Annotated in this window: 19 protein-coding genes; 8 read left to right on the forward strand and 11 right to left on the reverse strand. The window is 59.5% G+C overall.

What is annotated here, in order from left to right:
• Nucleotides 1–111 precede the first annotated feature (111 nt).
• On the reverse strand, nucleotides 112–1,524 hold the full coding sequence (locus PH552_RS19760) for an ROK family protein (protein WP_112345047.1): 1,413 nt from the start codon (nucleotides 1,522–1,524) through the stop codon (nucleotides 112–114).
• Nucleotides 1,517–2,458, reverse strand: a complete 942-nt coding sequence (locus PH552_RS19765; RefSeq protein WP_112345048.1) for a tagatose-bisphosphate aldolase — start codon at nucleotides 2,456–2,458, stop codon at nucleotides 1,517–1,519. Before PH552_RS19765 ends, PH552_RS19760 begins: the two co-directional genes overlap by 8 nt.
• A gap of 229 nt (nucleotides 2,459–2,687) precedes the next feature.
• Between PH552_RS19765 and PH552_RS19770 the strand changes: the two genes are divergently transcribed.
• The 4 genes from PH552_RS19770 to PH552_RS19785 all read left to right on the forward strand — a co-directional run bounded on the left by PH552_RS19770 (nucleotide 2,688) and on the right by PH552_RS19785 (nucleotide 6,802).
• A complete protein-coding gene (locus PH552_RS19770; RefSeq protein ID WP_113250250.1) occupies nucleotides 2,688–3,608 on the forward strand; it encodes a sugar-binding transcriptional regulator in 921 nt (306 codons plus the stop codon).
• Nucleotides 3,608–4,270 (forward strand): HAD-IA family hydrolase, encoded by a 663-nt coding sequence (locus PH552_RS19775; RefSeq protein ID WP_112345050.1) that lies wholly within the window; start codon nucleotides 3,608–3,610, stop codon nucleotides 4,268–4,270. The genes PH552_RS19770 and PH552_RS19775 overlap by 1 nt, the downstream gene beginning before the upstream one ends.
• Nucleotides 4,271–4,477: 207 nt before the next feature.
• Nucleotides 4,478–5,386 (forward strand): TIGR03571 family LLM class oxidoreductase, encoded by a 909-nt coding sequence (locus tag PH552_RS19780; protein ID WP_210209437.1) that lies wholly within the window; start codon nucleotides 4,478–4,480, stop codon nucleotides 5,384–5,386.
• A 123-nt stretch (nucleotides 5,387–5,509) separates the two neighbouring features.
• Nucleotides 5,510–6,802: a hemolysin family protein gene (locus PH552_RS19785; RefSeq protein ID WP_112345052.1), complete on the forward strand. Its 1,293-nt coding sequence runs from the start codon at nucleotides 5,510–5,512 to the stop codon at nucleotides 6,800–6,802.
• A 466-nt stretch (nucleotides 6,803–7,268) separates the two neighbouring features.
• Here the strand turns inward: PH552_RS19785 and PH552_RS19790 are convergent, their stop codons facing one another.
• Nucleotides 7,269–8,252 carry a GGDEF domain-containing protein gene (locus tag PH552_RS19790; protein WP_245430478.1) on the reverse strand — a complete coding sequence of 328 codons (984 nt, stop codon included), beginning with the start codon at nucleotides 8,250–8,252 and terminating at the stop codon, nucleotides 7,269–7,271.
• 213 nt (nucleotides 8,253–8,465) lie between these two features.
• The gene (locus PH552_RS19795; RefSeq protein WP_113250293.1) at nucleotides 8,466–9,380 is read right to left on the reverse strand and encodes a DMT family transporter; all 915 of its coding nucleotides are present in this window, start codon (nucleotides 9,378–9,380) and stop codon (nucleotides 8,466–8,468) included.
• A 558-nt stretch (nucleotides 9,381–9,938) separates the two neighbouring features.
• Between PH552_RS19795 and PH552_RS19800 the strand changes: the two genes are divergently transcribed.
• Nucleotides 9,939–11,897, forward strand: a complete 1,959-nt coding sequence (locus PH552_RS19800) for a putative bifunctional diguanylate cyclase/phosphodiesterase (RefSeq protein WP_483315499.1) — start codon at nucleotides 9,939–9,941, stop codon at nucleotides 11,895–11,897.
• Between the two features lie 39 nt (nucleotides 11,898–11,936).
• Here PH552_RS19800 and PH552_RS19805 read toward each other — a convergent pair whose 3' ends face one another.
• The 6 genes from PH552_RS19805 to PH552_RS19830 all read right to left on the reverse strand — a co-directional run bounded on the left by PH552_RS19805 (nucleotide 11,937) and on the right by PH552_RS19830 (nucleotide 17,793).
• Nucleotides 11,937–13,109, reverse strand: coding sequence for a lactonase family protein (locus tag PH552_RS19805; protein WP_183760840.1), 1,173 nt, complete (start codon nucleotides 13,107–13,109; stop codon nucleotides 11,937–11,939).
• A 63-nt stretch (nucleotides 13,110–13,172) separates the two neighbouring features.
• Nucleotides 13,173–14,075: a 5-dehydro-4-deoxyglucarate dehydratase gene (gene kdgD / locus PH552_RS19810; protein WP_113250253.1), complete on the reverse strand. Its 903-nt coding sequence runs from the start codon at nucleotides 14,073–14,075 to the stop codon at nucleotides 13,173–13,175.
• 36 nt (nucleotides 14,076–14,111) lie between these two features.
• Nucleotides 14,112–15,086: a mannonate dehydratase gene (locus tag PH552_RS19815; protein WP_113250254.1), complete on the reverse strand. Its 975-nt coding sequence runs from the start codon at nucleotides 15,084–15,086 to the stop codon at nucleotides 14,112–14,114.
• A gap of 69 nt (nucleotides 15,087–15,155) precedes the next feature.
• The gene (locus tag PH552_RS19820) at nucleotides 15,156–15,872 is read right to left on the reverse strand and encodes a FadR/GntR family transcriptional regulator (protein ID WP_113250255.1); all 717 of its coding nucleotides are present in this window, start codon (nucleotides 15,870–15,872) and stop codon (nucleotides 15,156–15,158) included.
• Between the two features lie 201 nt (nucleotides 15,873–16,073).
• Nucleotides 16,074–16,658 carry an NADPH-dependent FMN reductase gene (locus PH552_RS19825; RefSeq protein WP_113250256.1) on the reverse strand — a complete coding sequence of 195 codons (585 nt, stop codon included), beginning with the start codon at nucleotides 16,656–16,658 and terminating at the stop codon, nucleotides 16,074–16,076.
• A gap of 148 nt (nucleotides 16,659–16,806) precedes the next feature.
• Nucleotides 16,807–17,793: an AraC family transcriptional regulator gene (locus PH552_RS19830; RefSeq protein WP_162736998.1), complete on the reverse strand. Its 987-nt coding sequence runs from the start codon at nucleotides 17,791–17,793 to the stop codon at nucleotides 16,807–16,809.
• Between the two features lie 385 nt (nucleotides 17,794–18,178).
• Here PH552_RS19830 and PH552_RS19835 point away from each other — a divergent pair, with 385 nt between their 5' ends.
• From PH552_RS19835 to PH552_RS19845, 3 genes are read left to right on the forward strand one after another with little or no spacing between them, the layout of a single operon-like run.
• The gene (locus PH552_RS19835) at nucleotides 18,179–19,675 is read left to right on the forward strand and encodes a sugar ABC transporter ATP-binding protein (RefSeq protein WP_183760837.1); all 1,497 of its coding nucleotides are present in this window, start codon (nucleotides 18,179–18,181) and stop codon (nucleotides 19,673–19,675) included.
• Between the two features lie 16 nt (nucleotides 19,676–19,691).
• Nucleotides 19,692–20,762 (forward strand): ABC transporter permease, encoded by a 1,071-nt coding sequence (locus tag PH552_RS19840; RefSeq protein WP_113250258.1) that lies wholly within the window; start codon nucleotides 19,692–19,694, stop codon nucleotides 20,760–20,762.
• A gap of 40 nt (nucleotides 20,763–20,802) precedes the next feature.
• A complete protein-coding gene (locus PH552_RS19845) occupies nucleotides 20,803–21,897 on the forward strand; it encodes an ABC transporter substrate-binding protein (protein ID WP_113250259.1) in 1,095 nt (364 codons plus the stop codon).
• Nucleotides 21,898–21,960: 63 nt separating this feature from the next.
• Here the strand turns inward: PH552_RS19845 and PH552_RS19850 are convergent, their stop codons facing one another.
• Complete coding sequence (locus tag PH552_RS19850) at nucleotides 21,961–22,971, reverse strand: LacI family DNA-binding transcriptional regulator (RefSeq protein WP_113250260.1); 1,011 nt, start codon at nucleotides 22,969–22,971, stop codon at nucleotides 21,961–21,963.
• Nucleotides 22,972–23,038: the final 67 nt, after the last annotated feature.

Raw genomic sequence — 23,038 nt, forward strand, 5'->3', positions numbered from 1 at the left:
ATTAAGTAATTCAATAGTGGCCGCAATATCATCATCCGCCGGGAGACATAGCGTCGCACGGCGTTCATCATTATTCCGCAGCCGAGCCGTCCATCCGGGCGGCGACCGATATCATTCGCGGTCGAACACGCGCCGAACCCAGGCTAGGATCGCGTCCATGTCCGGCTCTTTGGTCTGGTCGATCGTCATCACGGCACCGCAGCCCATCGGCTCGGCACGATCGGCAAGTACCATCAGCTCGGGCACATATTCGGCACCCGGATGGCCCGGCAACCGATCGTGCAGCCGACTGGCATAACGCTCGCCCGCAACCAATCCCGGCACCTTGCACCAAAGCTCGGCGACATCCCCGACTTTCGCAGCACCGATATAGTTTTCGAGCTGCGCTTTCGGCTGAAAACCGAACCAGGCATCGATGATGAAGGTCGAACCGGCCGGCGCCTCGGCGACGACGGACCAGATCGCTTGATAGCTCGCCTTTCCCAAAGTCCGGTTAAAGTCGCGATCGACCGGTCCGATATGCTGCAGGAACGGATTCTTGATGCCGTCGAGGGACAGGACCGGCCAACCGGTTCGATCGGACAAAGCCTTGGCAAGGCGGCTTTTACCGGAGGCCGGCACGCCGTTGACCAGGACGACCCGCTTTCCTCGTGACGACGGATCGGCAGTAAAAATCGACAGGCCAGCGCCGATGACGCCGGCATCGTCGGCAAGTTTCGCCGGCAATATTGGCGGGCAGAACCAGGGCGCTGTCGCCGGCAGGTCTGCAAGCGCACGCGCAGCGTCGCAGCCGAGCCCGCCACCAAGCAGGATGATTTCGGGATCCATCGTCGCCGCGATGTTGTCGAGCGCCGCCCGCAGAGGATTGGCCCATTGGCGCAAGACGCGCACCGCCGCGCCATTCCCCTCGGCTGCCATGCTGAAAATTTCCCCGATCGTCGCGACAGACAATCCTGCTTCGGCGATATGACGGCGCAATGCCGTTCCGGAACTGAAGGTCTCGACGCAGCCGCGCCTGCCGCAGGGGCAGGGTGGGCCATCCTGAGATACGCAGATGTGACCGAGCTGCCCGGCGGCCCTATGCCCGTGATAAATGCGCCCGGCATGGGCGACAGCGCCGCCGATGCCCGTTCCGATTGTCAACATCGCAACATTTTGAAAGCCCTTGGCGCCGCCGATCCGCATTTCGGCGATCAGCGCCATGCTGCAATCATTCTCGATGACGACGGGCTTTCCAAGTCCCGCCTCGAGCCGCGGCACGAAGTCGAGGCCGGCAAGATTGAGAATACCACCCGACAGGATTTCACGGCTGGCGATATCGACCCGTCCGGGTATGCCGACGCCGACCCCCAGGACTTCGGGAACATCGAGCGCACGCGCCATCGCGATGACGCGCTCCAATGCCAGCGTCGGATCGGTCGGGGTTCGTTCCGACAGCTTGCCAAGAATTTCGCCCTGGGCAGAGACGAGGGCAGCACGAATATTCGTGCCGCCAATATCGACGCCGATGGCAATATCAACCATTGGCGCGTTGCCTCTGGTCAGAATCGTCCGATCCAACCCGTTTGAAGTGTGTCGCGATGACGGCCTGGATTTCACGAAGCCTCGGCACCGCGATCGTCTCCAGTCGATCCTTCGTTACCGTGCGGTCGAGCGAGATGCAGTCCTTCCAAAGCGACCGGCCGGCGATGACGCCGGAAGCGCCGTTGCGCATGGCATCCTCAACCTGGGTGAGGAAGGTTGCGTGGTCGACACCGGCCGACAGCACCGCCCACGGCACGTCGCCCGCAAGACGCGTGACCTCGGCACAAGCTTCCGATGATCCAGGATAGGGGATCTTCAAGACTTTCGCGCCGAGATCGAGGCAAATCTTGCTGCCGCCGACGATCAGAGACGGCAGCTTCGCTCTATAATCGGCCTCGTCTTCGTCATCGAATTTGTACGTCAGGAATTCGACGACAAGCAGAAGATCTTCATGAGCGAAGTCTTCGATGCACTGCTTCAGAATCCGGATGTTATGGACATTCGCCGCTTCCCGATCCGAACGCAGGTAGACCATGATCTTACCGCCGGTTGCCCCCAACTGGCGCACGCGGCGCGCCGAAATGCCGGGGACCAATTTCGACAGACGATAGCCTTCCGGCGAGGTATCCCAACCGGAAGCGTCGAGCCCGATCAGCAGCGCGGTATCGCGCTGGAGGACGCGTTCGTCGACCAGCGCCGGCACGGCGCAGATCGGATCGACCAACACGCAGGACGCCTTGCTTGCCAGGAAGCGGGCTATATCGGCCTTGGTGTTCCCCAGCACCTGGTCGGAGATGGCCGCCTGTTCCGCCGGATCCTTGGCCAGGAGACTGCGCATGCCGCCGCGCTGGTCGCAGGCAATCACCATCATGGCACCATCGCTGCCGCAAATCTGCTGGTAGCCGCGCATCTCCGCTGTCGTCAATTTCGTCATATGATCCTTCCTCCAGCCGCTGAAAAAACGGCACCCGTCCGAGCACGCCTTCACCACTCCCCGAGAGAGGCATGCTCTTGAAATTGAGGGCTCCCATGCGCGGTATAAACGTTGCGAAACCGGCTGTTTTGAGCGATAACTCCCTCAAGTGCCGCATGTGTAACACATTGCAGAAAGGAATTTCAACCTGAATTCATCTCAATCGCAGGAGGCTGCGGCAAATCGCGCTTTGCTGCATACGGTCGCCAAACTGCACTACCAGTCCGACATGTCGCAGGTGGATATCGCCAGGAAGCTCGGCCTATCAACGGCGACGGTTTCCCGATTGCTGCAGCGGGCTCGGGCGGTCGGGATCGTCCGGATCGAAGTGATCGATCTCTCGCCCGCCGAGGATCTGAGCGCTGCGCTGATCGAGGGCCTGAAGCTGCGCGCGGCCGCGGTAATCGATACGCCGTCGTCAAACGTATTGAGCGCGCTTTCCGCACCGGTCGGCTCGCTTCTGCAGCAGGCGGGTCTGCGCTCCGGCTCGACGCTCGGCATCGGTTGGGGAAGGGCGGTACGCGAGGTGACATTGGCGGGCCTGCCGCAATTGCCCGGTATCGTCACGGTCGCGCTGAATGGCGGCATGCAGCAGGCAGCCCCGCACTTTCAGATCAACGAATTCGTCCGCCAGGCGGCAGCCCAGATGGGAGGCGTGCCGCATTTCCTGCATGCGCCCTACATTTCCTCGGCCGAACTCCGGGACGCAATTCTGGGCGACCCTACCGTGCAGCAGGTGACCTCCCTTTGGGACAGGCTGGATGCGGCAATTGTCGGTGTGGGACTGACACATGCGGCAAACCCTTCCGAAACGGCGTTGCCGGGAGAAAAGGCCTTGAGCCACGCGGCCGGAGACGTGCTGCGCCACTATGTTACCGAGACCGGCGAAATCCTGCATTGGGATGGAGAGGAGGGCATGATCGCAGCCTCGCCCGAACAATTGCGCAAGGTGCCGCTCTGTATTGCGGTCGCGGCGACCCCCGGCAAGGCAAGCGGCATCATCGGCGCGGCACGGTCGGGAATGATCAATGCGCTGGTGACGGACGCCAATACCGCGCAGGCCATTCTTGATTGTCTGTCATCCAATCAGAAAGCCGAGGATCGATCCTGATGTCTTTCGACGGCCGCTCCTTTGGCGCCTTCCTGTTCGACATGGACGGAACCGTCCTGAATTCGATTGCGGTCGCCGAACGGGTCTGGACCGCATGGGCGGAAAAACGCGGCATCGACGCCGTCAGTCTTCTGGCGACCGTTCACGGCCGCAAGGCGATCGAGACGATCACCCGGCTCAACCTGTCGGGGATCGACCCTGCCGAAGAAGTGAGGGTACTCACACAAGCCGAAATCGATGATGTCGCCGGCGTGGAGCCGATCGCGGGCGCCATCGCCTTTCTGAAAAACCTGCCATCGGATCGCTGGGCGATCGTCACTTCCGCGCCGCGGGAGTTGGCTAGAGTTCGCCTTGAGGCGGCCGGTATTCCCCGCCCACCGGTTCTGATTGCCGGGGAGGATGTGCACAATGGCAAGCCGGCGCCGGATTGCTTCATTCTGGCTGCAAGGATATTGGGGCAACCCATTGAAGATTGTCTTGTTTTTGAGGATGCACCTGCCGGCATAGAGGCAGCGGAGGCCTCAGGCGCTTCCGTGCTCGTCATCAGCGCCACCCATCGGGCGCCATTGCTCACGCGGCATCCGAGCATCGAAAGCTACGACCGCCTCGCTCTGGATATCGGCTCGGGCGGCGCTCTGCATCTGACGGGAAAGCTCACCTGAGTTCGACAGCGATCTGTTTCAGGCAGGCCCTGAGTTGCCGGCACAGCCTCTCATCGGAAATGCTATTTGCAAGCCGCATGATCCCCTTCCTCGGGCGGATTATGCCAGGCGAACATCACATCACTCCACGCAGCTCGACGTAAGCCCTTTTTCCCGAGGGTAGGTCGCCTTATCTCCATGCCAGAGGCAATAGGATCCAGGCGTAACGTGGTTTTTCATCCAGATCGGCTTTCATTCGGCATTGTCCTGCCGGCGCAGAAAAGAACCCTTACCGACGTGCGGTTCGATGATCAGCTCGGTGTTGCCGTTCAAGCGGACGTATTGGGTTTCGATGCCTTGTGGGTGAGGGACGTTCCCCTCAACAGCGAAAGCTATCCCGATCCGATCGGTCACGCCGATCCATGGGTTTTCCTCGGGGCGCTGGCGGCCTCCACATCCAGGATCGCCCTGGCAACGGGCGCGATCGTGCTGCCTCTGCGCCATCCGCTCCATATCGCCAAGGCCGCCCTTTCGATGGCATCCCTCTCGAAAGGACGATTCATCCTCGGTCTCGGCTCCGGAGACAGGCCGACCGAATACAGCGTGTTCGGAAAAGATATCGAAAACCGCAAGACGCTCTTCCAATCGCATTGGGAGCGTCTCGCCGCCGCTCTCAGCCCGGATCAGCAGATAATCGACGACGACGGTCGCCCGCGGGAAGAATTCGCCATAAGGCCCCACCTGCAGCAAGCGTCCGTTCCGATGGTGGCTGTGGGCTCATCGTCGCAATCCCTCGAATGGATCGCCAGGCATGCAACGGCCTGGATGACCTACTACCGCCCGCTATCGGTTCAGAAAGACCGGCTGGGGCTCTGGCATAATGCTCAGACAAAAGTCGCTACCGATTTCCGCGGCTTCGGCCAATCGATGGTTTTGGATCTGCTCGACAAATCCGACGCGCCGTATGAGGAGGTCAATCTCGGCGGCAGAACCGGCAGGCGGGGCCTGATCGAGACGCTATCGGCAATGCGCGAAGCCGGCATTCATCACGTCGCCTTCAACCTCATCGCACAGGGCAGGCCGCCCGGCGATGTCATGGAGGAGCTTGCTGCGGATATCCTGCCGGCCATGCGCTAGGGTCAGCGAATTGCTCTTGATGGTAGTGCCGAAGATAGGTGGCAATGGAAATCATGTCTATCGGATGCTGGCTTTCGCGGCCGCTGGTACCTATCTTTCCGAAGAAACCAAAAAGGGCCGCCTTTGCTTCTTGAAATTTCGATCGTTGTCGTTCTCACCCTCCTCAACGGCGTGCTTGCCATGTCGGAACTGGCGATCGTATCGTCACGGCCCGCCCGACTTAAGGTCCTTTCGGATCAAGGCAGCCGCGGCGCCGCAATGGCAATAAGGCTTTCCGAAGAGCCGGGCCGCTTTCTGTCCACGGTACAGATCGGCATTACGCTCGTCGGTGTCCTGTCCGGCGCCTTTTCGGGCGCCACCCTGGGCGCCCGGCTGTCGGGATGGCTTGCCGCGCAGGGCCTATCGACCGCGGTTGCCGATACCATCGGCGTCGGTTCCGTTGTCGTCGCCATCACCTACCTATCACTGATCATCGGAGAACTGGTGCCCAAGCAGGTGGCACTTCGGGCGCCTGAAGCCGTTGCCAGCAAGGTTGCCCCGGCCATGGTGTTCCTTTCTCGTGCGGCAGCACCGCTCGTCTGGCTTCTCGACATGTCGGGGAGGCTGGTCCTTCGCGCGCTCGGTCAGTCCGGCAAAGCCGCGGACGGCGTCAGCGACGAAGAAATCAAGACGGTTCTGGCCGAAGCGCAGAGCGCCGGCGTCATCGCGACGGAAGAACAGGCGATGATCTCGGGCGTCATGCGATTGGCCGACCGAACTGCCAGGGCGCTGATGACGCCGCGCCGCGATGTAGAGGTCATCGATATAGAAGACAGTTTCGATGAGATCCGCGAGCAGCTTCGCCGCACTGAAAAGGCGCGGCTGCCGTTGCGAAAGGACAGTTCCGACGAGATCGTCGGCGTTTTGACGACGCGTGACTTCTTCGATGCGCTGGCCTCCGGTGGCGCTGCCGATATTCCGGCGTTGGCGAAGCAGGTGCCGATCGTCTCGGATCTTTCCGGCGCGCTTGACGTTGTCAAGGCGCTGCGCGGCTCATCGTCGCACATGGTACTGGTCTACGACGAATATGGCCACTTCGAAGGCGTCATTACCTCGCGCGATATTCTCGAAGCCATTCTCGGAGCAGTGCGGGAAGAAGCCGATGCCGGCGGCGAACAGGCCATCGTCCGCCGTCATGATGGCAGCTATCTCGTGTCCGGATGGATGCCCATCGATGAATTCGCCGATTTCATGGATTTCAAGATCGAGGGCGATCGCGACTATCAGACCGTCGCAGGCTTCGTGCTGCAGGAACTGCGCCATCTTCCAGACGTTGGCGAAAGCTTCGCAAAAGACGGATGGCATTTCGAGGTGGTGGACCTCGACGGTCGCCGGATCGACAAGCTTCTGGTGAGTGCAGACAGCGTTGATCGGTAAGCCGATTATTGAAGCTTTATAGATGCTTTGCGCATGGACTGTCGATATCCGGCGGCAGGAAGTTCAGTTCCATAATGTATGTTATCTGTCATCAATCACAGATTGTCCAAGCAATAATTCACAACCGCTGACGATGTCGATATGCGGCAAAGTCCCGGCAGATCAGTTGACGTCGTGAAGCAATGTCGCAACGGGTTTCTGCGATGGCGCGGGAGCTTCATGTCGGGCTGAAATCGCGGATGTGAGAACAGCGATGATTGCTACGGCTATATAAGTGCTCGTCCCTTTCGGCTTGCGGTCAGATACGCAGTGCCTTGTCGATTCAAGCGGTCGTGAATGTTCAGACATCTTGGTCCTTTGTTTTGGAAGGCAGGAATTTAGGTGATCAGCGCTGCCTAATGAACCACCAGAATCGCGTGCCTCCCTTGCAAAAGGCGAATACCAAGTGTCCGAACACGCCTTGAAGTCATCCAGCGGATTTGAATGGCCGCGGCTCGTCCATGGCTGAGCATTGAGGGACAAGGCGAGCCCGACCCTGGGTCTTGGCCCGATACATGGCCTTATCGGCCTCCTCGTAGAGCGAGGCCGGCGTCGTTCCCGGCACTGCCCAAGCGATACCGACGGACGCGCCGAGGATGATTCCGTCACGAGCGTCCCACAGCATTTCCTGCGCAATACGGCTGGCAGCATGCTCAACATCCCCCACGGAGGCTCCGGTATAGATTACGGCGAACTCGTCGCCTCCGATTCTTGCCACCAGATCGGCGTGCTCGGCTGCGCCGGTCAGACGCCTTGCTGCCTCTACCAGGCAAGTATCTCCCATTCGGTGGCCCAGAGTATCGTTGACGCGCTTAAACCCATCGAGATCTATCAGCAGAAGAGCTGTGTTGGTGGCCGATCCCAATCCGCAAAGCATGTCGAGGCGTTCATGAAACCTGAACCTGTTAGGCAGTCCGGTCAGGTGATCAAAGTCTGCCCGGCGGCGAATCTCGTGCAGCATCATGACTTCTGCCGTGACGTCCTGCTTCAGGCCAAAGATGCGGACGGGAATGTCATCCTCGCATTCGACCGTCGCCGTGATCCTGATCCAGCGTCGATTGCCTTTGCAGGTGACGATCTCGGCATCGAGTGAGAAGCTGCCGCGCTGTTCGATGGCTGCATTTCGAAGCCGCGCAAGCTCCCTGGCTGCATCCGGCGAATAGAGCGCGACGATGTCATCGCGGACCAGGGGTGTTCCCGGTTGAAGATCGAACAGTTCGTAGACCATGTCCGTCCAGGAGAGCCGTTCATCCGGAAGGCTGCACTCCCACACTCCGATCCTGGCGGCCTTGGAACAGCGGTCGAAAACCTTTTTCAGATGGTGCACATCGTATGACGGATCGAGGCGATCGATGCCTGGTACATCGGGGTGGCTCCGCACTCTTCTCATCAGGGACGACAGCAGGCTCATATTCCCCGTTCCAGTCGTTGGCTTCCATAGGCTGCCACGGATTTGTTGACGCGCGGTTTATCGTAACGGGGGATGGACACGAATCCTAGTGGCTGGATCCAGCCTCCCCTCTCCTCTGTCTGGCAGATCCCTACAAATCCCTGCGGCGCCTTTCCGAGGCAGGCGCGCTGCCGTATGGCTGAGACATCACCAAGATGGCGAGACGTATCGGCCTCAGTGCCCATCCCGCGCTATCGCGTCCTTCGGGATCGTGTCGACCAGATTCTTCCGATGGAAAATGAAGAGCCCGGCGAGCACGATGACGACAGATCCAATGATGATCTGAGCATCCGGAATATCGCCGAAGAAAACAAAGCCCAGTATGATCGCCCAAAGGAGAAGACTGTACTGCAGCGGGGCCAGCAGCGAAGCCGGAGCAAGCTTCAACGATCGTGTAATCATCAAGTGTGCGCTGCCGGCAACGACTCCGAGCGCCAGCATGGCGCCGAAATCGAGTGCCGATGCCGCGCGCCAATTGCCGATGCTGAGCGTCAGACCGGCCGCAAGGGCGCCAACCGTCTGCCAGGCGACGAGCGTGGCATCGCTCGTCTGCCGCAGTCGCCGCCCGAGCACAAGCGTCATCGCGAATGCGAGACTGCCGCCGAGGCCGAAAAGCGATGGCCAGGAAAACATGGCCGCCGAAGGTCTGAGGGCAATCAATACCCCGAGGAAGCCGGCGAAAACGGCCAGCCAGCGCCGCCAGCCGATCTTCTCATCCAGGAAGAAATGCGAGATGGCGGCGACATAGATGGGGCCGGCCATATAGAAAGTCATGACATCGGCAAGCGGCAGATAGGCGACGGCGGCGTAGAAAAGACCGACATCGAGCGTTGTCATAGCCACCCGCAAGAGCTGCAGCGGCGGTTGCTCGAGGCGAAAGAGCGCGTCGCCACCCTGCCGTGCAATCATGGGTGCCAGGACGATAAACGAGCCGAGCGAGCGGATGACCAGAATCTGCCCGACGGAGAAACTCGCAACCAACCACTTGCCCATGGCATCGTTCAGCGAAAACATGAAATCGCCGACGAGCATCAGAAGCATGCCGGCAAGCACGAGATTGCCATTCGCCGCAGCCTTGCGAACGTTCATGTCTTTCATCCTTGCGAATCCTGTATTTCCTCCGCCTCGGCTTTAGCGGCTTTCGTCCCTGCTCCGCAAGGCAACCGACACACGTCAAGCTGAATAAGATCGGCATCCGGCGCGGCAGCAAGAACGAAATTCTAGCTACATCATCAAGCGCCAAGCTATGGCGCTTGCTTGGCATTGTGATTTTCTCCCACCATGCAGCGCGACGCCTCCCAATCCGCCCCTCTTGAGCGCCGATCCGGACGGCTTCGATCGGGCAATGTTTCACCGCCGCATGAATGCTCAGCTGACGAGATTCTTCTGGTTAAAGCTTCGATAAATATGCCTTTACGCTTTCGTTTATGACGGCCAAAATGGCCATCCGTTTTCATGGTTACATAACTGCTTGCCTCTATTGTCCGTTCACCACGTGAGAGAACATTGATGACACAGCGGCCGGGTAGATCGTCGAAGTCGGCGAATACAGATGCGAACGATGATGACCGGCATGTCCGTGAGCTGCTTGAATTGCTCCAGGCTCAGCATCTATCGCTCACCGAGCGTTACGAATGGCTCGAAGCGATGATCAATTACGTGCCCGACTATATCTACGCCAAGGATAGAGACGGCCGTTTCCTTTTTGCCAATCAGGCCATCGTTCTCAACAATGGCTTTACACATGTCACTGAACTGATCGGCCTCACGGACGCCGAAATTCATCCGATGGCCGACGCGCATAAGATCGAGGAAGTCGAGCGTCAGGTCATGGAAACGGGCGAAGCCGATCTCGGCGTGGAAGAGCGGCGCCTCAAGGGCGAAGGCTGGCTGATGATGTCGCGCGTGCCGTTGCGGGACAGAAACGGCAACATCATCGGTGTCGTCGGAGCCTCACGCGATATCTCCGCTCGCAAACGCGCCGAAGAACTGATGAGCGCACAAACGAAGCTCCTGCAGGATGTGGCGCGGGGCGTCGATCTTGACGAGCTTCTGAAGGATGCGCGATCCCTCCTCGAGCGGCTGCTCGACGGCCGGCAGATCGACTTTGTTCTCGACAGCAAGCAACCTGAATCCTTGGCCGGCGACATTCAGGAATTTCCGATCTTCTCGCGGGATGGCGGCAGACATGGGGCGCTGATAACGGAAACGATCGACGGCGACGAAGCCGGGCTCATGGAATTCCTCGCCGGCATAGCGCAGACGATTGGGATCGCTATCGATCGCCATCGGGACATCGCCCACATTGCCTATCTGGCCGAGCACGATGCCCTCACCGGCCTGCCCAATCGCATGCTGCTCGACCGCAAGCTCAGCGCTCTTCTGGAAAAAGCCTCGCGCAAGCAAAAGCCGCTGGCGGTTGCCTTTGTCGACCTGGATAACTTCAAGCTGGTGAACGATACACTCGGTCATGCAGCCGGAGACGAATTGCTGATGGCGGTCGCACAGCGCATATCGACCCAAGTCGGCCGCCGCGGCATCGTTGCGAGGATCGGCGGCGATGAATTCATCATCGTCCTGGAGGAATCCTCCGACACCGTATACGAGAGGCTCACCGCCATTCTCAAGGACATATCCAAGCCGCTGACGATCGACGGTGTCGAAATCCGCGTCGGCTGCAGCATCGGTGTGGCATGCGCCATGGAGCATGGCGAGACCGCCTCGGACCTGTTTGCAAGTGCCGATATGGCGCTCTATCGCGCCAAGGAAGCCGGACGCAATTCCATTCGATTGTTCACGCCGGCCATGGCGGAAGATGCCCGCAACAAGCTGATCCGCATCGAAGAGCTGCGGCGCGCAGTGGAGCGGGATGAATTCGTGCTGCATTACCAGCCGCAAAAGGAGATCCGCAGCGGCAGGGTGATCGGCGTCGAAGCGCTGGTGCGGTGGCAGCATCCTTCCGAGGGCTTCTTGCTTCCCGATGCTTTTATTCCGCTCGCCGAGGAAACGGGGCTCATCGTCCCGCTCGGTGAAATCGTTTTGCGCAAAGCCTGTCAGCAGGCCAGAGCATGGCGGGATCGCGGCCTGCCGGAGCTGCGTATCGGTGTGAACGTGTCGGCACGGCAATTTCTGGAGAGCTCGCTGACAAGCCAGGTTGCGTCGGCGCTGCAGGCGGCAGGCCTCGATCCGCAATGGCTCGAGCTTGAACTGACGGAGAGCCTGATCATGCGCGACGTCGAGGGAGCGATAGAGCGCATGCTTGAACTGAAGGCGCTGGGCGTCAGTCTCGCAATCGACGATTTCGGTACCGGATATTCAAGCCTGAGCACCCTCCGGCGTTTTCCGCTGTCCCGATTGAAGATCGACAGGTCGTTCATTGCCGATATTCCGGCCAAGCCCGGCGATATGGCAATTACCTCCGCCATCGTGTCGCTCGGCCGAACCCTCGAACTGGAAGTCGTGGCCGAAGGCGTGGAGACCGAAGAACAGGCCCGCTTCCTCGAAGGGGCCGGATGCGAGCTTCTCCAGGGCTATCTGTTTGCCCGGCCCCTTCCCTCTTCCGAGGTGGAAAGCCTGCTTGCCGGGATGATCGCCAAGGCCGAATAACGAAGCTGACGCTTGGCATTTACAGCATAGGGCTGCGCTTCAGGGTAACGTCACGATCTCGATCCAGTTGGCGCCAGCATTGACCGGATATCGACCGACCGGCGTGAGCACGCCGCTTGCCTGATCGATGGCATAGACCGACAGCCTGTCGGATTTCTCGCCGGAGGCGACAAGGAAGCGGCCCGATGGATCGATGCGAATGCCGCGCGGCTGCTGCTCGGTGGGGTAATTCGTGACATAGGTCAACTTCCCCTCGCCTGCGGCCACTTGGAAGAGCGCGATCCTGCTGGTGGTTCGCTCGGTCGTATAGAGGAACTGTCCGTTCGACGTGATACCGATATCGGCAGCCCATACCTTCGGCTTGCCGTCATCGGCCTGAACCGCAACCGGCGCGGTTGCGTTGAACGCTGCCGGGGCCGGCGGGGCAATGCCCGGAAAAAGCCCGGCATCATCAGGAACGGATTTCACGCTTTCGACCTCGCTCAACGTGCCTTTGGCCGTATCGAGAGCATAGTGGATAACGTGGCCCGTCAATTCGGTCAGAACGTAGACGGATTTGTTATCCGGCGAGACGATGATGTGGCGCGGACCGAAGCCCGGCTTTGTCGCGATCTCGGGCGGATCGTTCGCCTCCAGCATGCCGGTCTCCGGATTGAGCACGAATTGCAGCACGACATCGGAGCCGAGATTGGTTGCAAAGACATATCTGCCGGTACGGTCGCTTACGATGGAGTGCGCGTTGCGGCCGGTCAGGATCATCTGCCTGATACCATCGGTCACGAGCCCATCCCTGCCGATCGGCAGTACGGCGATCTTGTTGCCGCCATAAGACGCGGTGAACAGTAAACGGCCCGACGGGCCGGTGGAGACATAAGGCATGCTGTCGGGCAAGGCGGCGACGGCTTCCTGGCTGAGTTTGCCGGTGGCAGGATCGATCGCCAGCGTCAGCACGCGATATGGCTGCGAACGGATGACAGCATAGAGGTGTTTCTTATCGGCGCTGACGGTCATCGGCATGACCATCTTGCCCGCATCGAAGCTCGACACTCGCTTAAGCGACCCGGTTTTCGCGTCCATGCTGTAAGTGTCGATCGCTCCGGCCGTCGCTGCCGAAACGTAAACGAATGTCCTTGCAGAAGGGTTGCCGGCACTTGAAAGCATGGACGTCATTGCCAGCGCCGATGCGGTAAGTCCAAAGGATGTCTCCGTCACGCGTCTCCTCCCTCCAATACGGATCCTCGTTATCGCAAACCATCGCTCAAGTCCTGGCCACCGTCACTCCGCTGAGGCGACGATCTTTTCTAGCACAGCCATTTCCTCCGGCGTCAGATCCGTCAACGGTGGCCTGACCGGGCCGGGATCCTTGCCGACGATACGCAGGCCCGCCTTGATGATGGAGACGGCGTAACCCTTCTTACGGTTGCGCAGGGTTACGAGCGGGAAGAAGAAGCTCCGGAGAATATGGTCGACCGTTGCCTGATCTCCGACGCGCAGTGCGGCATAGAAGCGCTGCGCCAGAGCCGGAACGAAATTGAAGACCGCGGAAGAATAGGTCGTGACGCCGGCCGCGAAATAGGCTTGGGCGTAGACCTCATGTGTCGGCATGCCGCCGACGTAGACCAGACGATCCTTGAGGGTCGTGGTGATCTCAATCACCTTGTCGACATCGCCGATCCCATCCTTGTAGCCGATAAGGTTGGGGCATTCGTCGGCGAGCCGAGCCAAACTATCTGCGCTGAGCACCGCATTGTCGCGATTGTAGACGATGACACCGATGCCGACGGACTGGCAGACCGCCTTTACATGGGCGATCAGGCCTGCCTGCTCGGAAAGCATGAGATATGGCGGCAGAAGCAAGAGGCCGTCGGCGCCGGCCTTTTCCGCGGCCTTGGCGATTTCGACGGCAAGCGACGTTCCGTAACCCGCCCCCGAGATGATCGGCGTCTTGCCGGCCGACGCTTTGGCTGCGCGCACGACCTGCGGGATTTCCGAGGGGTTCAAGGAAAAGAACTCGCCCGTTCCGCCGGCTGCGAAGAGTGCTGCGGCGTCGAATCCAGCCAGCCATTCGATATGGCTGCGATACTTCGCCTCGTCGAATGTCAGGTTCTGATCGAAATGCGTGACCGGGAACGACAGCAGGCCGCTGCCAACCGCCTTTTTCAGCTCAATCGGGTTCATCGTGGAATCCTGTCTTCGTTCAACTGGCAACAAGGTTCAGGCCTGCTCGAGCGCCTGAACGAGCGCCGCGATATAGCCATAGCAAAAGGCGAAGGCGACGCCGGTCGGATCACGGCCGCTGATCGTCGGGACATGATCCGGCATCAGCATGTACCGATACCCGACCTCCTTATACACCTTGGCGGAGCGGACCATGTCCATGTCGCCCTCGTCGGGGAAGGTCTCCATGAAGGACAGCTTGCCGCCCCTGATATTGCGGAAATGGACGTTGAAGATTTTATCGCGGCTGCCGAACCAGCGGATGATATCGTCGATCTCCTCGCGCGGATTGTCGAGCATCTCGCCGATCGATCCCTGGCAGAAGTTCAGCCCGTGATAGGGGCTTTCGCGCATGAGGACAAATTTCTTCAAACCCTCCACTGAGCCGAGTACGCGCGTGACGCCGCGATAGCCCGGTGGCGTGTAAGGATCATGGGGATGGCAGGCAAGACGGACGCGATTACCTTCCGCTACGGGGATAACCCGCTCAAGGAAATAATCGATGCGCTCCCAGTTTTCGTCTTCCGACAAAACCCCCGCAAGACCTGGCGCCGCGTCATGATCCGCCTTGTCCCAGCGGAAGCTCGCATTCATCGAGCCCCCACGCCCCCGTTCTTCCGGTGTGCGCGGAATACCGATGAGATTTAAATTGTATTTTACTGCCGGAATGCCGGCCGTGGCCACATCCTCGATCAGCTTGCAGACCGCGTCTATCTGGCGATCGCGATCAGGCCCGGCGAGAAGGATATCGGGATAGGACGCTTTTTCGATCGGCTGCGACGGCAACGGAAGCTGGATCATGTCCAGAATCAATCCGAAGCTTTCTATCTTGTCGCGATGACGTTCCAGGTCGGACAGCGTCCAGCTCACTGGCTTTCCCGGCGGATCGGCGCAAATGTGCTTCACCCCTAATTGCGCAAACACCCGATAGTCATCGTCGTCCCGCGCGTCGACCTGCGTTCCTACATACACCCGCAATGTCTCCGTTTGATCTCACACAATATCATATGACATAATATGAGTTATATATGGAGTCGAGCCCTATTCCTGTTGCTGATCGGCGAGGAAGCGATAGCGGCGTTGACTGGCCATCATATGCGACCGCATCGCCTGGCGCGCGCGTTCGGGATCCTGATCCGCAATAGCCGCCAGAATCTCGACATGTTCGGCATGAACTTTCTCGAGATAAGCGCGATCATTGGCTTCCGGCAGCGTCGGAAACTGGCCCCTCGGGATCGTGCGGGCACCGAAATGCATGAGAACATCCACATAGAATCGATTGTTCGTGGCGGCGGCTATGGCCATATGAAATTCATAATCCGCCTCGACCGTCGGCAGCCCTTGGTCGATCAGCATTGCCATCTTGCGATTGGCCGCAGCGATCGCCGCTTCCTGCGCGGCAGTTCTTCGATAAGCGGCAATCGCCGCCGCCTCCCCCTCTGCCGCCATGCGAAACTCCAGCAATTCAAGGGTTTCCGGGATGCTTTTGATTTCCACTGGCGTCAGCGCCAATCCGCCGCGCGCCGTCTGTTCCGCAACGAAGACACCCTTGCCTTGAACCGGCTTGACGAGCCCGGCGGCACGCAGATCGGCAATCGCTTCGCGCACGACGGTACGGCTGACACCAAACGCCGCCTCCAACTGTGGTTCCGTCGGCAATTGATCCCCCACCTTCAATTTGCCCGTTTCGATCTGCGCTCGCAGTTGATCGATCACCTGTTGCGCCAGCCTTTGTCGACCCCGGCCCATCGCCGTCATTCTTAGATCCCCAATCCGGTTGCCGCCAACTGATCCGACCGGTCAGCCAAGCCTCTGATCTTCGATAATCATAATACGACATATAGATGTCATAATACGTATCTAGAATAATCTAAAGAGGAATTAGAATGAAGAACTTTTCGAAGCCCGCATTCGCCGGGATTGCGATAGGGAAGCGAGTTTCCTTTGACTCCGGTCGCCTTAGATCTCCCAATCTGAAGCATAACCTCTCCCCCGGAGACGCGACGCGAGTTCCAGCTTGACCTCGACCGTCTTTCGCAGCCTTGCGGCAAGCGCGCCGGACAGGTTGTCACCATCGATCCAGTCTCTCTCCGTCGCATAAACGACGTAGGGATTGATCACGCATTTGAAATCGAGCATCAGCGACATCGCCAGATTTCCGTAAGCCATGTAGCTGTGAGGAAGCCCGCCGGAGCAGACGAACGTGACGATCTGGTCGAACCAGGCGGATTTTCGACCGCCCGCACCTGTCGCGCCGGTAAGTTCGATCAGGCTCTTGGCAGCGCTGCCGACCGACCAATTGTAAATGGGTACGGCCAGCAGCACGCCATCCGTATCGCGAATTGCGCGATAAAGCCTGTCGTATGAAGGATGCCCATAGCAGTTCAAATTGTCGAATACCGGCAACTCGATGTCCCGAAGATCGATAAATTCGACCTCGGACCGCCTCTCCCGCAACAGCTTCTCCGCTTGACGAGCGATCCGGCGGCTGCGGCTTTCCGGATCCATGCTGCAGGACAGGATGGTGATTTTCGATGGATGCATCTCTGTCTCACTCCGTCGCCAACGATATCACCTGGAGCTGCGCTGCATCGCAAGATTAGGCGGATTCTCCCCGCCTACAACCAACTTTTTTGCGCAATCGCTATAGCCCACGCAGGCTGCTTACGGATGCGGCTTCGGAGGCGTCATCCTATCTATCGCCGTTTCGGAGCCTTCTCGCGGTCTCGGATGGCATTTCTCCAAAGGCGCGATGATAGAGCGCCGCAAAACGGCCCAAATGGGAAAATCCCCAATCGCGCGCGATCCCGGCGACAGGCCGTGCCGATCCGCAGTCCAGCAGCGCTCTGCGAACGCCCTGCAGACGGATCATCCTCAGATAGTCGAGGGGTGTCATGTTCTTGAACTGCTGAAAGGCAGCCTGAACCGACCGCACGCTCGTTCCTGCCTCACGCGCGATTTCGGCGATCCGGATATCGGCGCCGACATTGGCATGCATATATTCGATCGCGCGCTTCAACTGTTTCGGCATCGCCGGCGAAACCGGCCTGCGCAATTGCGCCGAATAGTTATGCGGCACCACCTCCAGCAGCGCGATCATCATCGCCTGCAACAGACATTCGCTGAACACCGGGGAAGAGCGGTCCGCATCATCGACCGTCAGATCATGCCAGATCAAATTTCCGAGCGCCGCAATCTGCGCGCCTCTTTGCGTCGTGAGATCGACGGTGCCGCCCATTTCCAGGTCGTCGAGAACGGGGCCGTCCAGCAATTCGCTTAGCTGACGGATCATTGCCGATTTTTCGAAGGCCATGCCCATATGGCCGCGCCGCTCTTCCAGTGTCAGCTTTTCAAACGACGACATATCTGCAAGCAGGCCCTTGCCTGCTTCCGACAGCAGCTGTCGCCCTCCTGCATCGATCAGCATTTTGCCCATGGTTGGGAGATAAAAACCATAGGCATCAGGACCTCCCGAAAGCATCACGCTCATTCCGGAGTGGCATTTGCCGTTCCATACGCTACTGGAGCCGACCGTATAATGCCGGTCCTCCACCGAAATCGAAGCGCCTCGTTGAAGTGGCTCGACAACGGCAGGAAACAGGGTCCTCGCATAATGCGCCGTCATCTCTTCGGCATCGGCGTTATCAATTTTGAATACCGATTGAGTAACGTACGTCAAAAATTTCCCTCAAATGCGTACGATGAGAGGCATTCCCTTGGAATTTCTCAAAGCGTGCGGCAGCGGCCCGTTATTCATATTATCCGCAAATAATTTTAGACGAGATATGAACCGAACGCACTACCCAAGAAATATTAGTCCGAATTAAAGGCATACAACCGCGGTTAGTACTTTGAACGTTTGGCGGGAACGATCGTCATTTCATAAGATGATTGCGATATCTCGTTTCTTTATTTCACATATAAAAGAAATCACTTATGCGGTGCGGAGTTTAATTCTTTCAATGTTAAAGGAACGCCTCGGTAACGAGGTCAGGAACAGGAGGCCTTGACGGAATGTTATCGATAACATAGCCTCCCTTCATCGACGCTTTGGGAGGAGCAGGATGGACAACGGAAAGCTGCTCGAATTTTCCGATATCACCAAGGAATTTGGCGGAACGCGCGCGCTGTCGAACGTATCTCTCGACCTGCAGCGGGGCGAAATTCTCGCGCTTCTAGGAGAGAATGGCGCGGGCAAATCGACGCTCATCAAGACATTGGCTGGCATCTACAAGCCGGATGGCGGGCAGATCCTGTTTCGCGGCAAGCCCTATCATCATCGCCCACCCCAACCCAACCAGCGCCAGCCCGTCGCCTTCATCCATCAGGATCTCGGACTGATCGAATGGATGACGGTGGGCGAAAATGTCGGTCTCGCCCAGGGCTATTCTCTGCGCGGCCGCTTGATCGACTGGCGGGCGACCGAGCGGCGCACCGCGGAAGCGCTAAAACTCGTCGGCTGCGATTTCGATCCGTCGACCCGCGTCCAGGAGCTGACGCGCACCGAGAAATCGCTTGTGGCAATCGCCCGCGCACTCGCTGTCGAAGCCGACGTGCTGGTGCTTGACGAACCCACGGCCAGCCTGCCCGCCGATGAGGTCGAGAAGCTCTTTGCCGCCATCCGCCCGCTGAAAGAGCGCGGCGTGGCGATGATCTATGTCTCGCATCGTCTCGACGAGATCTTCCGTATTGCCGACCGGGTTGCCGTGCTGCGCGATGGTCAGCTGGTGGGCCAGAAGCCAGTCTCCGAGACGACGCCGGATGAACTCATCCGCATGATCGTCGGGCGCAAGGCGGACCAACTGTTCGTCAAGGCAGAAAGAAGCGCTGGGGCCGCCATCGTTTCCGTAAAAGAGCTCACCTGCCGCGGCGCAGGTCCTGTATCCTTCGATATCCGACAGGGCGAATTGCTCGGTCTCGTCGGCCTGCGCGGCGCCGGTCAGGAATTGATCGGACGCGCGCTGTTCGGTTGCGAACCATCGCAGGGCAGCGTTCGCTTGAATGGGACGGCACCCGATCTTTCCAGCACCGTCGCCGCGATGGCTTCGGGTATCGGGCTAATCGCCAGGGATCGGACGGAAGAGTCCGTCGCCATGTCGCTCAGCCTGCGCGAAAACACGTTCCTCAATCCGGGCGCTTCGGGGCGCAGTTTGTGTTCGTTCCTGTCCCCGCGCCGCGAAGCCGAAGCCGCCTATTCTCTCGGTAGCCGTGTCGGCCTCAGGCCTAACGATCAGAGCCTTGCCATCGAAGCCCTATCCGGCGGCAATCAGCAGAAGGTGGTCGTAGGACGGTGGCTGGCCACCGGACGCAAATTGCTGATCGCCGAGGATCCGACCGCAGGCGTCGACGTCGGCGCCAAGGCCGACATCTATCGGCTGATCGCCGAGGCCGTCGAGGCCGGCCTTGCCGTTCTTGTCGTCTCCACCGATTTCGAGGAAATCGCTCATATCTGCCATCGTGCCCTGGTGTTTTCGCGCGGGAGGATCGTGCGCGAACTCAGCGGTGCCGACCTTACAACGCCGGCGGTCATCGCCGCCGCATCTGCATCCGAAGCGGCCTGAACCGGAGGAGAACACCATGCAATCGATCGAATCCAACGCGCTCGAGCCGACCCGCGCCGAGCTTTCGGCCATGAGCCTCGGCCAGAAGATCCAGCGCCTGCTGCCCGTCTATGGCCTCGTCATCCTGACGATCTTCCTGATCCTGCTCTTCTCCATTCTGCTGCCGCAGACATTCCCGACGATGCTCAACCTGCGTTCGATCATTTCGGACAAGACCATCATCGCCATCCTGTCGCTGGCGGCAATGATCCCGATGGCGGCGGGCCGCATCGATCTGACCATCGGCTACGGCATCGTCCTCTGGCATGTGCTGGCGATCAGCCTTCAGACGATGTTCGGGCTGCCTTGGCCGGTTGCCGTCCTGATCGTCATCGCACTTGGCGCACTGACCGGCTTCCTGAATGGCCTGCTGGTAGAGATCGCCAAGATCGACAGCTTCATCGCCACGCTCGGCACCGGCACGGTCCTTTACGCCATCGCGCTCTGGCATACGGGCGGCCGGCAGGTTGTGGGCATGCTGCCGCAAGGGTTTTATGCGCTGAACGGCACCATGGTCTTTGGCCTGCCGATCACCGGCATCTATGTCCTGGCACTTGCCTTCGTCATGTGGATCGTCCTCGAGTACCTGCCGATCGGCCGCTACATCTATGCGATCGGCGCCAACCCGAAGGCGGCCGCGCTCAACGGCATTCCCGTCCGCCGCTTCGTCATCGGCGCCTTCGTCACCTCGGGAACGCTTGCAGCCATCGCCGGTGTTCTGCTTGCCTCCAAGCTGCGCATCGGCCAAGCGAGCGTCGGGCTTGAATATCTGCTGCCTGCATTGGTCGGCGCATTCCTCGGATCAACCACCATCAAGCCCGGTCGCGTCAACGTCTGGGGCACGATGATCGGCGTCATCATTCTGGCAGTCGGCATTGCCGGCATCCAGCAATTCGGTGGCTCCTTCTATGTCGAGCCCCTGTTCAACGGCGTCACCCTGCTCGTCGCGATCGGCATTGCCGGTTACGCCCAGCGCCGCCGCAGCCATGCAGGGCGCATGGCCCCGGCTCAGGCGCCGCAACTTTCCGCCAAGCCGGCGGAGAAATGAAGATCATCTGAAGTTCGAATGTCCAAAGGGAGGAGAAGACATGAACCGTAGACAATTCCTGCAGGCGACGACAGCGATGCTGGTGCTATGCGCCAGCCAGGCCTATGCCGATCCGCTGGCGGATGCGAAGGCCGTCGTCGACAAATACGCAACCCCGGTCACCAAATGGGACGGCCCCACGACAGGTCCGAAGGCACAGGCCGGCAAGACGATCGTCGTGCTCGCGGGCGATCTCAAGAATGGCGGTATTCTCGGCGTCAGCAACGGTGTCGAGGAAGCGGCGAAGGCGATCGGCTGGGAAGTGAAGGTTCTGGATGGTGCGGGTTCCATCGGCGGGCGAACGGCCGCCTTCGGTCAGGCGATAGCGCTGCAGCCCGCCGGCATCATCATCGATGGCTTCGATGCCGTCGAACAGGCTCCGGCACTAGAACAGGCAAAGGCCGCGAAGATCCCTCTGGTCGCCTGGCATGCCGGCCCGACCATCGGCCCCGACGACAAGAATGGCCTCTTTGCCAATGTCAGCACTGACGCCATGGAAGTCTCGAAGGCGGCCGCCGATTGGGCCTTCGTCGATGCCAAAGGCAAGCCGGGCGTCATCATCTTCACCGACTCCACCTATGCGATCGCCATCGCCAAAGCGGACAGGATGAAGCAGGAGATCGAGCGGCTGGGCGGCAAGGTGCTCGAATATGTCGATACGCCGATTGCCGAGACATCGCAGCGCATGCCGCAGCTCACGACATCCCTCCTTCAGAAATACGGTGACAGCTGGACGCATTCGCTTGCGATCAACGACCTCTATTTCGATTTCATGGGTCCATCGCTCGCCTCCGCCGGCAAGAGCGGCACCGATGCGCCGATCAATGTCGCTGCCGGTGACGGTTCGCAATCGGCCTATGAGCGCATCCGCGCCGGTCAATTCCAGAAGGTCACGGTTGCCGAACCTCTTAATCTCCAGGGCTGGCAATTGGTCGATGAACTCAATCGTGCCTTCGCCGGCGAAAAATGGTCCGGCTATCTCTCGCCGCTGCATGTCGTGACGGCAGACAATATCCAGTCCGATGGTGGCCCGAAGAACACCTTCGATCCGGATAACGGCTACAAGGACCAATACAAGAAAATCTGGGGTAAGTGATCCCGGCCAAAAGATGTGGCGCGGTCTACGGCCGCGCCATGTCATTCAGAAAAAGGCTAATTTCTATCGGCTGCTGTCGCGCGCAATCAGTTCGGGTGAGATCCTGACATCAGCGCCTTGATTGCCATCAAGAATATCGAGGATCAACGCTGCCGTCCGCTCGCCGATTTCACGTGCGAAGGCGTTGATCGTCGTCAAGGTCGGCACGCAGACCTCGCCGATTTCATAATTGCCGAAACCGCCGATGGAAAAGCGCTCAGGCACCGGAATCCCGAGCCGCCGGCATTCGGTCAGCGCACCATAGGCGGCAAGATCCGAGACACAGACGACCGCTTCCGTATCGGGATAGAGCTCGATCAGCTTCGCCATGGCATTGGCGCCTTCCCGCATAGAGATCGGCGGCGATCCGGCTGCGATCAGCCTCGTGGCGTCGAGCCCATGCGCCTGCATGGCAGCAATGAAGCCGAGTCTGCGTTCGCTGCCGCGCGAATCCCGCTGGACATCACCACCGATGAAGGCGATGCGGCGACAGCCGAGCGCGACGAAATGATCGACCATATCGCGCATGACGGCCCTATTGGAAAAGCCGACATAGTGGCCGATCGGATCGGTCGGGATATCCCAGGTCTCGATCACGGGGATCGCAATAGTCTGCAGAAGTTTGCGCGCCCGCTGCGTATGTGTGCCGCCGGTCACGACGATCGCCTGCGGCTTGCGGCGCAGCAGCTGCTCGATCAGCCGCTCCTCCTCTTCGACATCGTAGTTCGTATAACCAAGCAGGATCTGCATGTCGCGCTTGGACAAGGTGTCCGAGAGGCCGCCGACCGTATCTGCGAAGTTGGCATTGTTGATGGAAGGAATGGTAACGGCGACGAAGCCGGACTTTTGCGAACGCAGGTTGGACGCTGTGCTGTCGAAGACATAGCCCAGCTCCTCCGCCGTTTTCAGGATCGCCTCGCGCGTCTCCGGACTAACCAGGCTATCGGCCTTGAAGGCACGCGACACGGTCATGGGAGAAACTCCCATGACGCGGGCTATGTCTGCCATGGTCGGCGTTTTGCGATCGTTACTCATCAATGGCCTATGTTATCGTTACCATCAGAGTAATATGCCTCTTCCCAGAATAGCAAGAGGCGCTTTC

It is taken from the genome of Rhizobium aureum (genome assembly GCF_030182495.1).
Lineage (GTDB): Bacteria > Pseudomonadota > Alphaproteobacteria > Rhizobiales > Rhizobiaceae > Rhizobium > Rhizobium tropici_C.

What these genes read in the sequence shown, in the direction of transcription:
- PH552_RS19760 (WP_112345047.1), bottom strand. Translation starts at nt 1,524, where the DNA reads ATGGTTGATATTGCCATCGGCGTCGATATTGGCGGCACGAATATTCGT.
- PH552_RS19765 (WP_112345048.1), bottom strand. Translation starts at nt 2,458, where the DNA reads ATGACGAAATTGACGACAGCGGAGATGCGCGGCTACCAGCAGATTTGC.
- PH552_RS19775 (WP_112345050.1), top strand. Translation starts at nt 3,608, where the DNA reads ATGTCTTTCGACGGCCGCTCCTTTGGCGCCTTCCTGTTCGACATGGAC.
- PH552_RS19790 (WP_245430478.1), bottom strand. Translation starts at nt 8,252, where the DNA reads ATGAGCCTGCTGTCGTCCCTGATGAGAAGAGTGCGGAGCCACCCCGAT.
- PH552_RS19795 (WP_113250293.1), bottom strand. Translation starts at nt 9,380, where the DNA reads ATGAACGTTCGCAAGGCTGCGGCGAATGGCAATCTCGTGCTTGCCGGC.
- PH552_RS19800 (WP_483315499.1), top strand. Translation starts at nt 9,939, where the DNA reads ATGATCAATTACGTGCCCGACTATATCTACGCCAAGGATAGAGACGGC.
- kdgD (WP_113250253.1), bottom strand. Translation starts at nt 14,075, where the DNA reads ATGAACCCGATTGAGCTGAAAAAGGCGGTTGGCAGCGGCCTGCTGTCG.
- PH552_RS19820 (WP_113250255.1), bottom strand. Translation starts at nt 15,872, where the DNA reads ATGACGGCGATGGGCCGGGGTCGACAAAGGCTGGCGCAACAGGTGATC.
- PH552_RS19825 (WP_113250256.1), bottom strand. Translation starts at nt 16,658, where the DNA reads ATGCATCCATCGAAAATCACCATCCTGTCCTGCAGCATGGATCCGGAA.
- PH552_RS19835 (WP_183760837.1), top strand. Translation starts at nt 18,179, where the DNA reads ATGGACAACGGAAAGCTGCTCGAATTTTCCGATATCACCAAGGAATTT.
- PH552_RS19840 (WP_113250258.1), top strand. Translation starts at nt 19,692, where the DNA reads ATGCAATCGATCGAATCCAACGCGCTCGAGCCGACCCGCGCCGAGCTT.
- PH552_RS19845 (WP_113250259.1), top strand. Translation starts at nt 20,803, where the DNA reads ATGAACCGTAGACAATTCCTGCAGGCGACGACAGCGATGCTGGTGCTA.
- PH552_RS19850 (WP_113250260.1), bottom strand. Translation starts at nt 22,971, where the DNA reads ATGAGTAACGATCGCAAAACGCCGACCATGGCAGACATAGCCCGCGTC.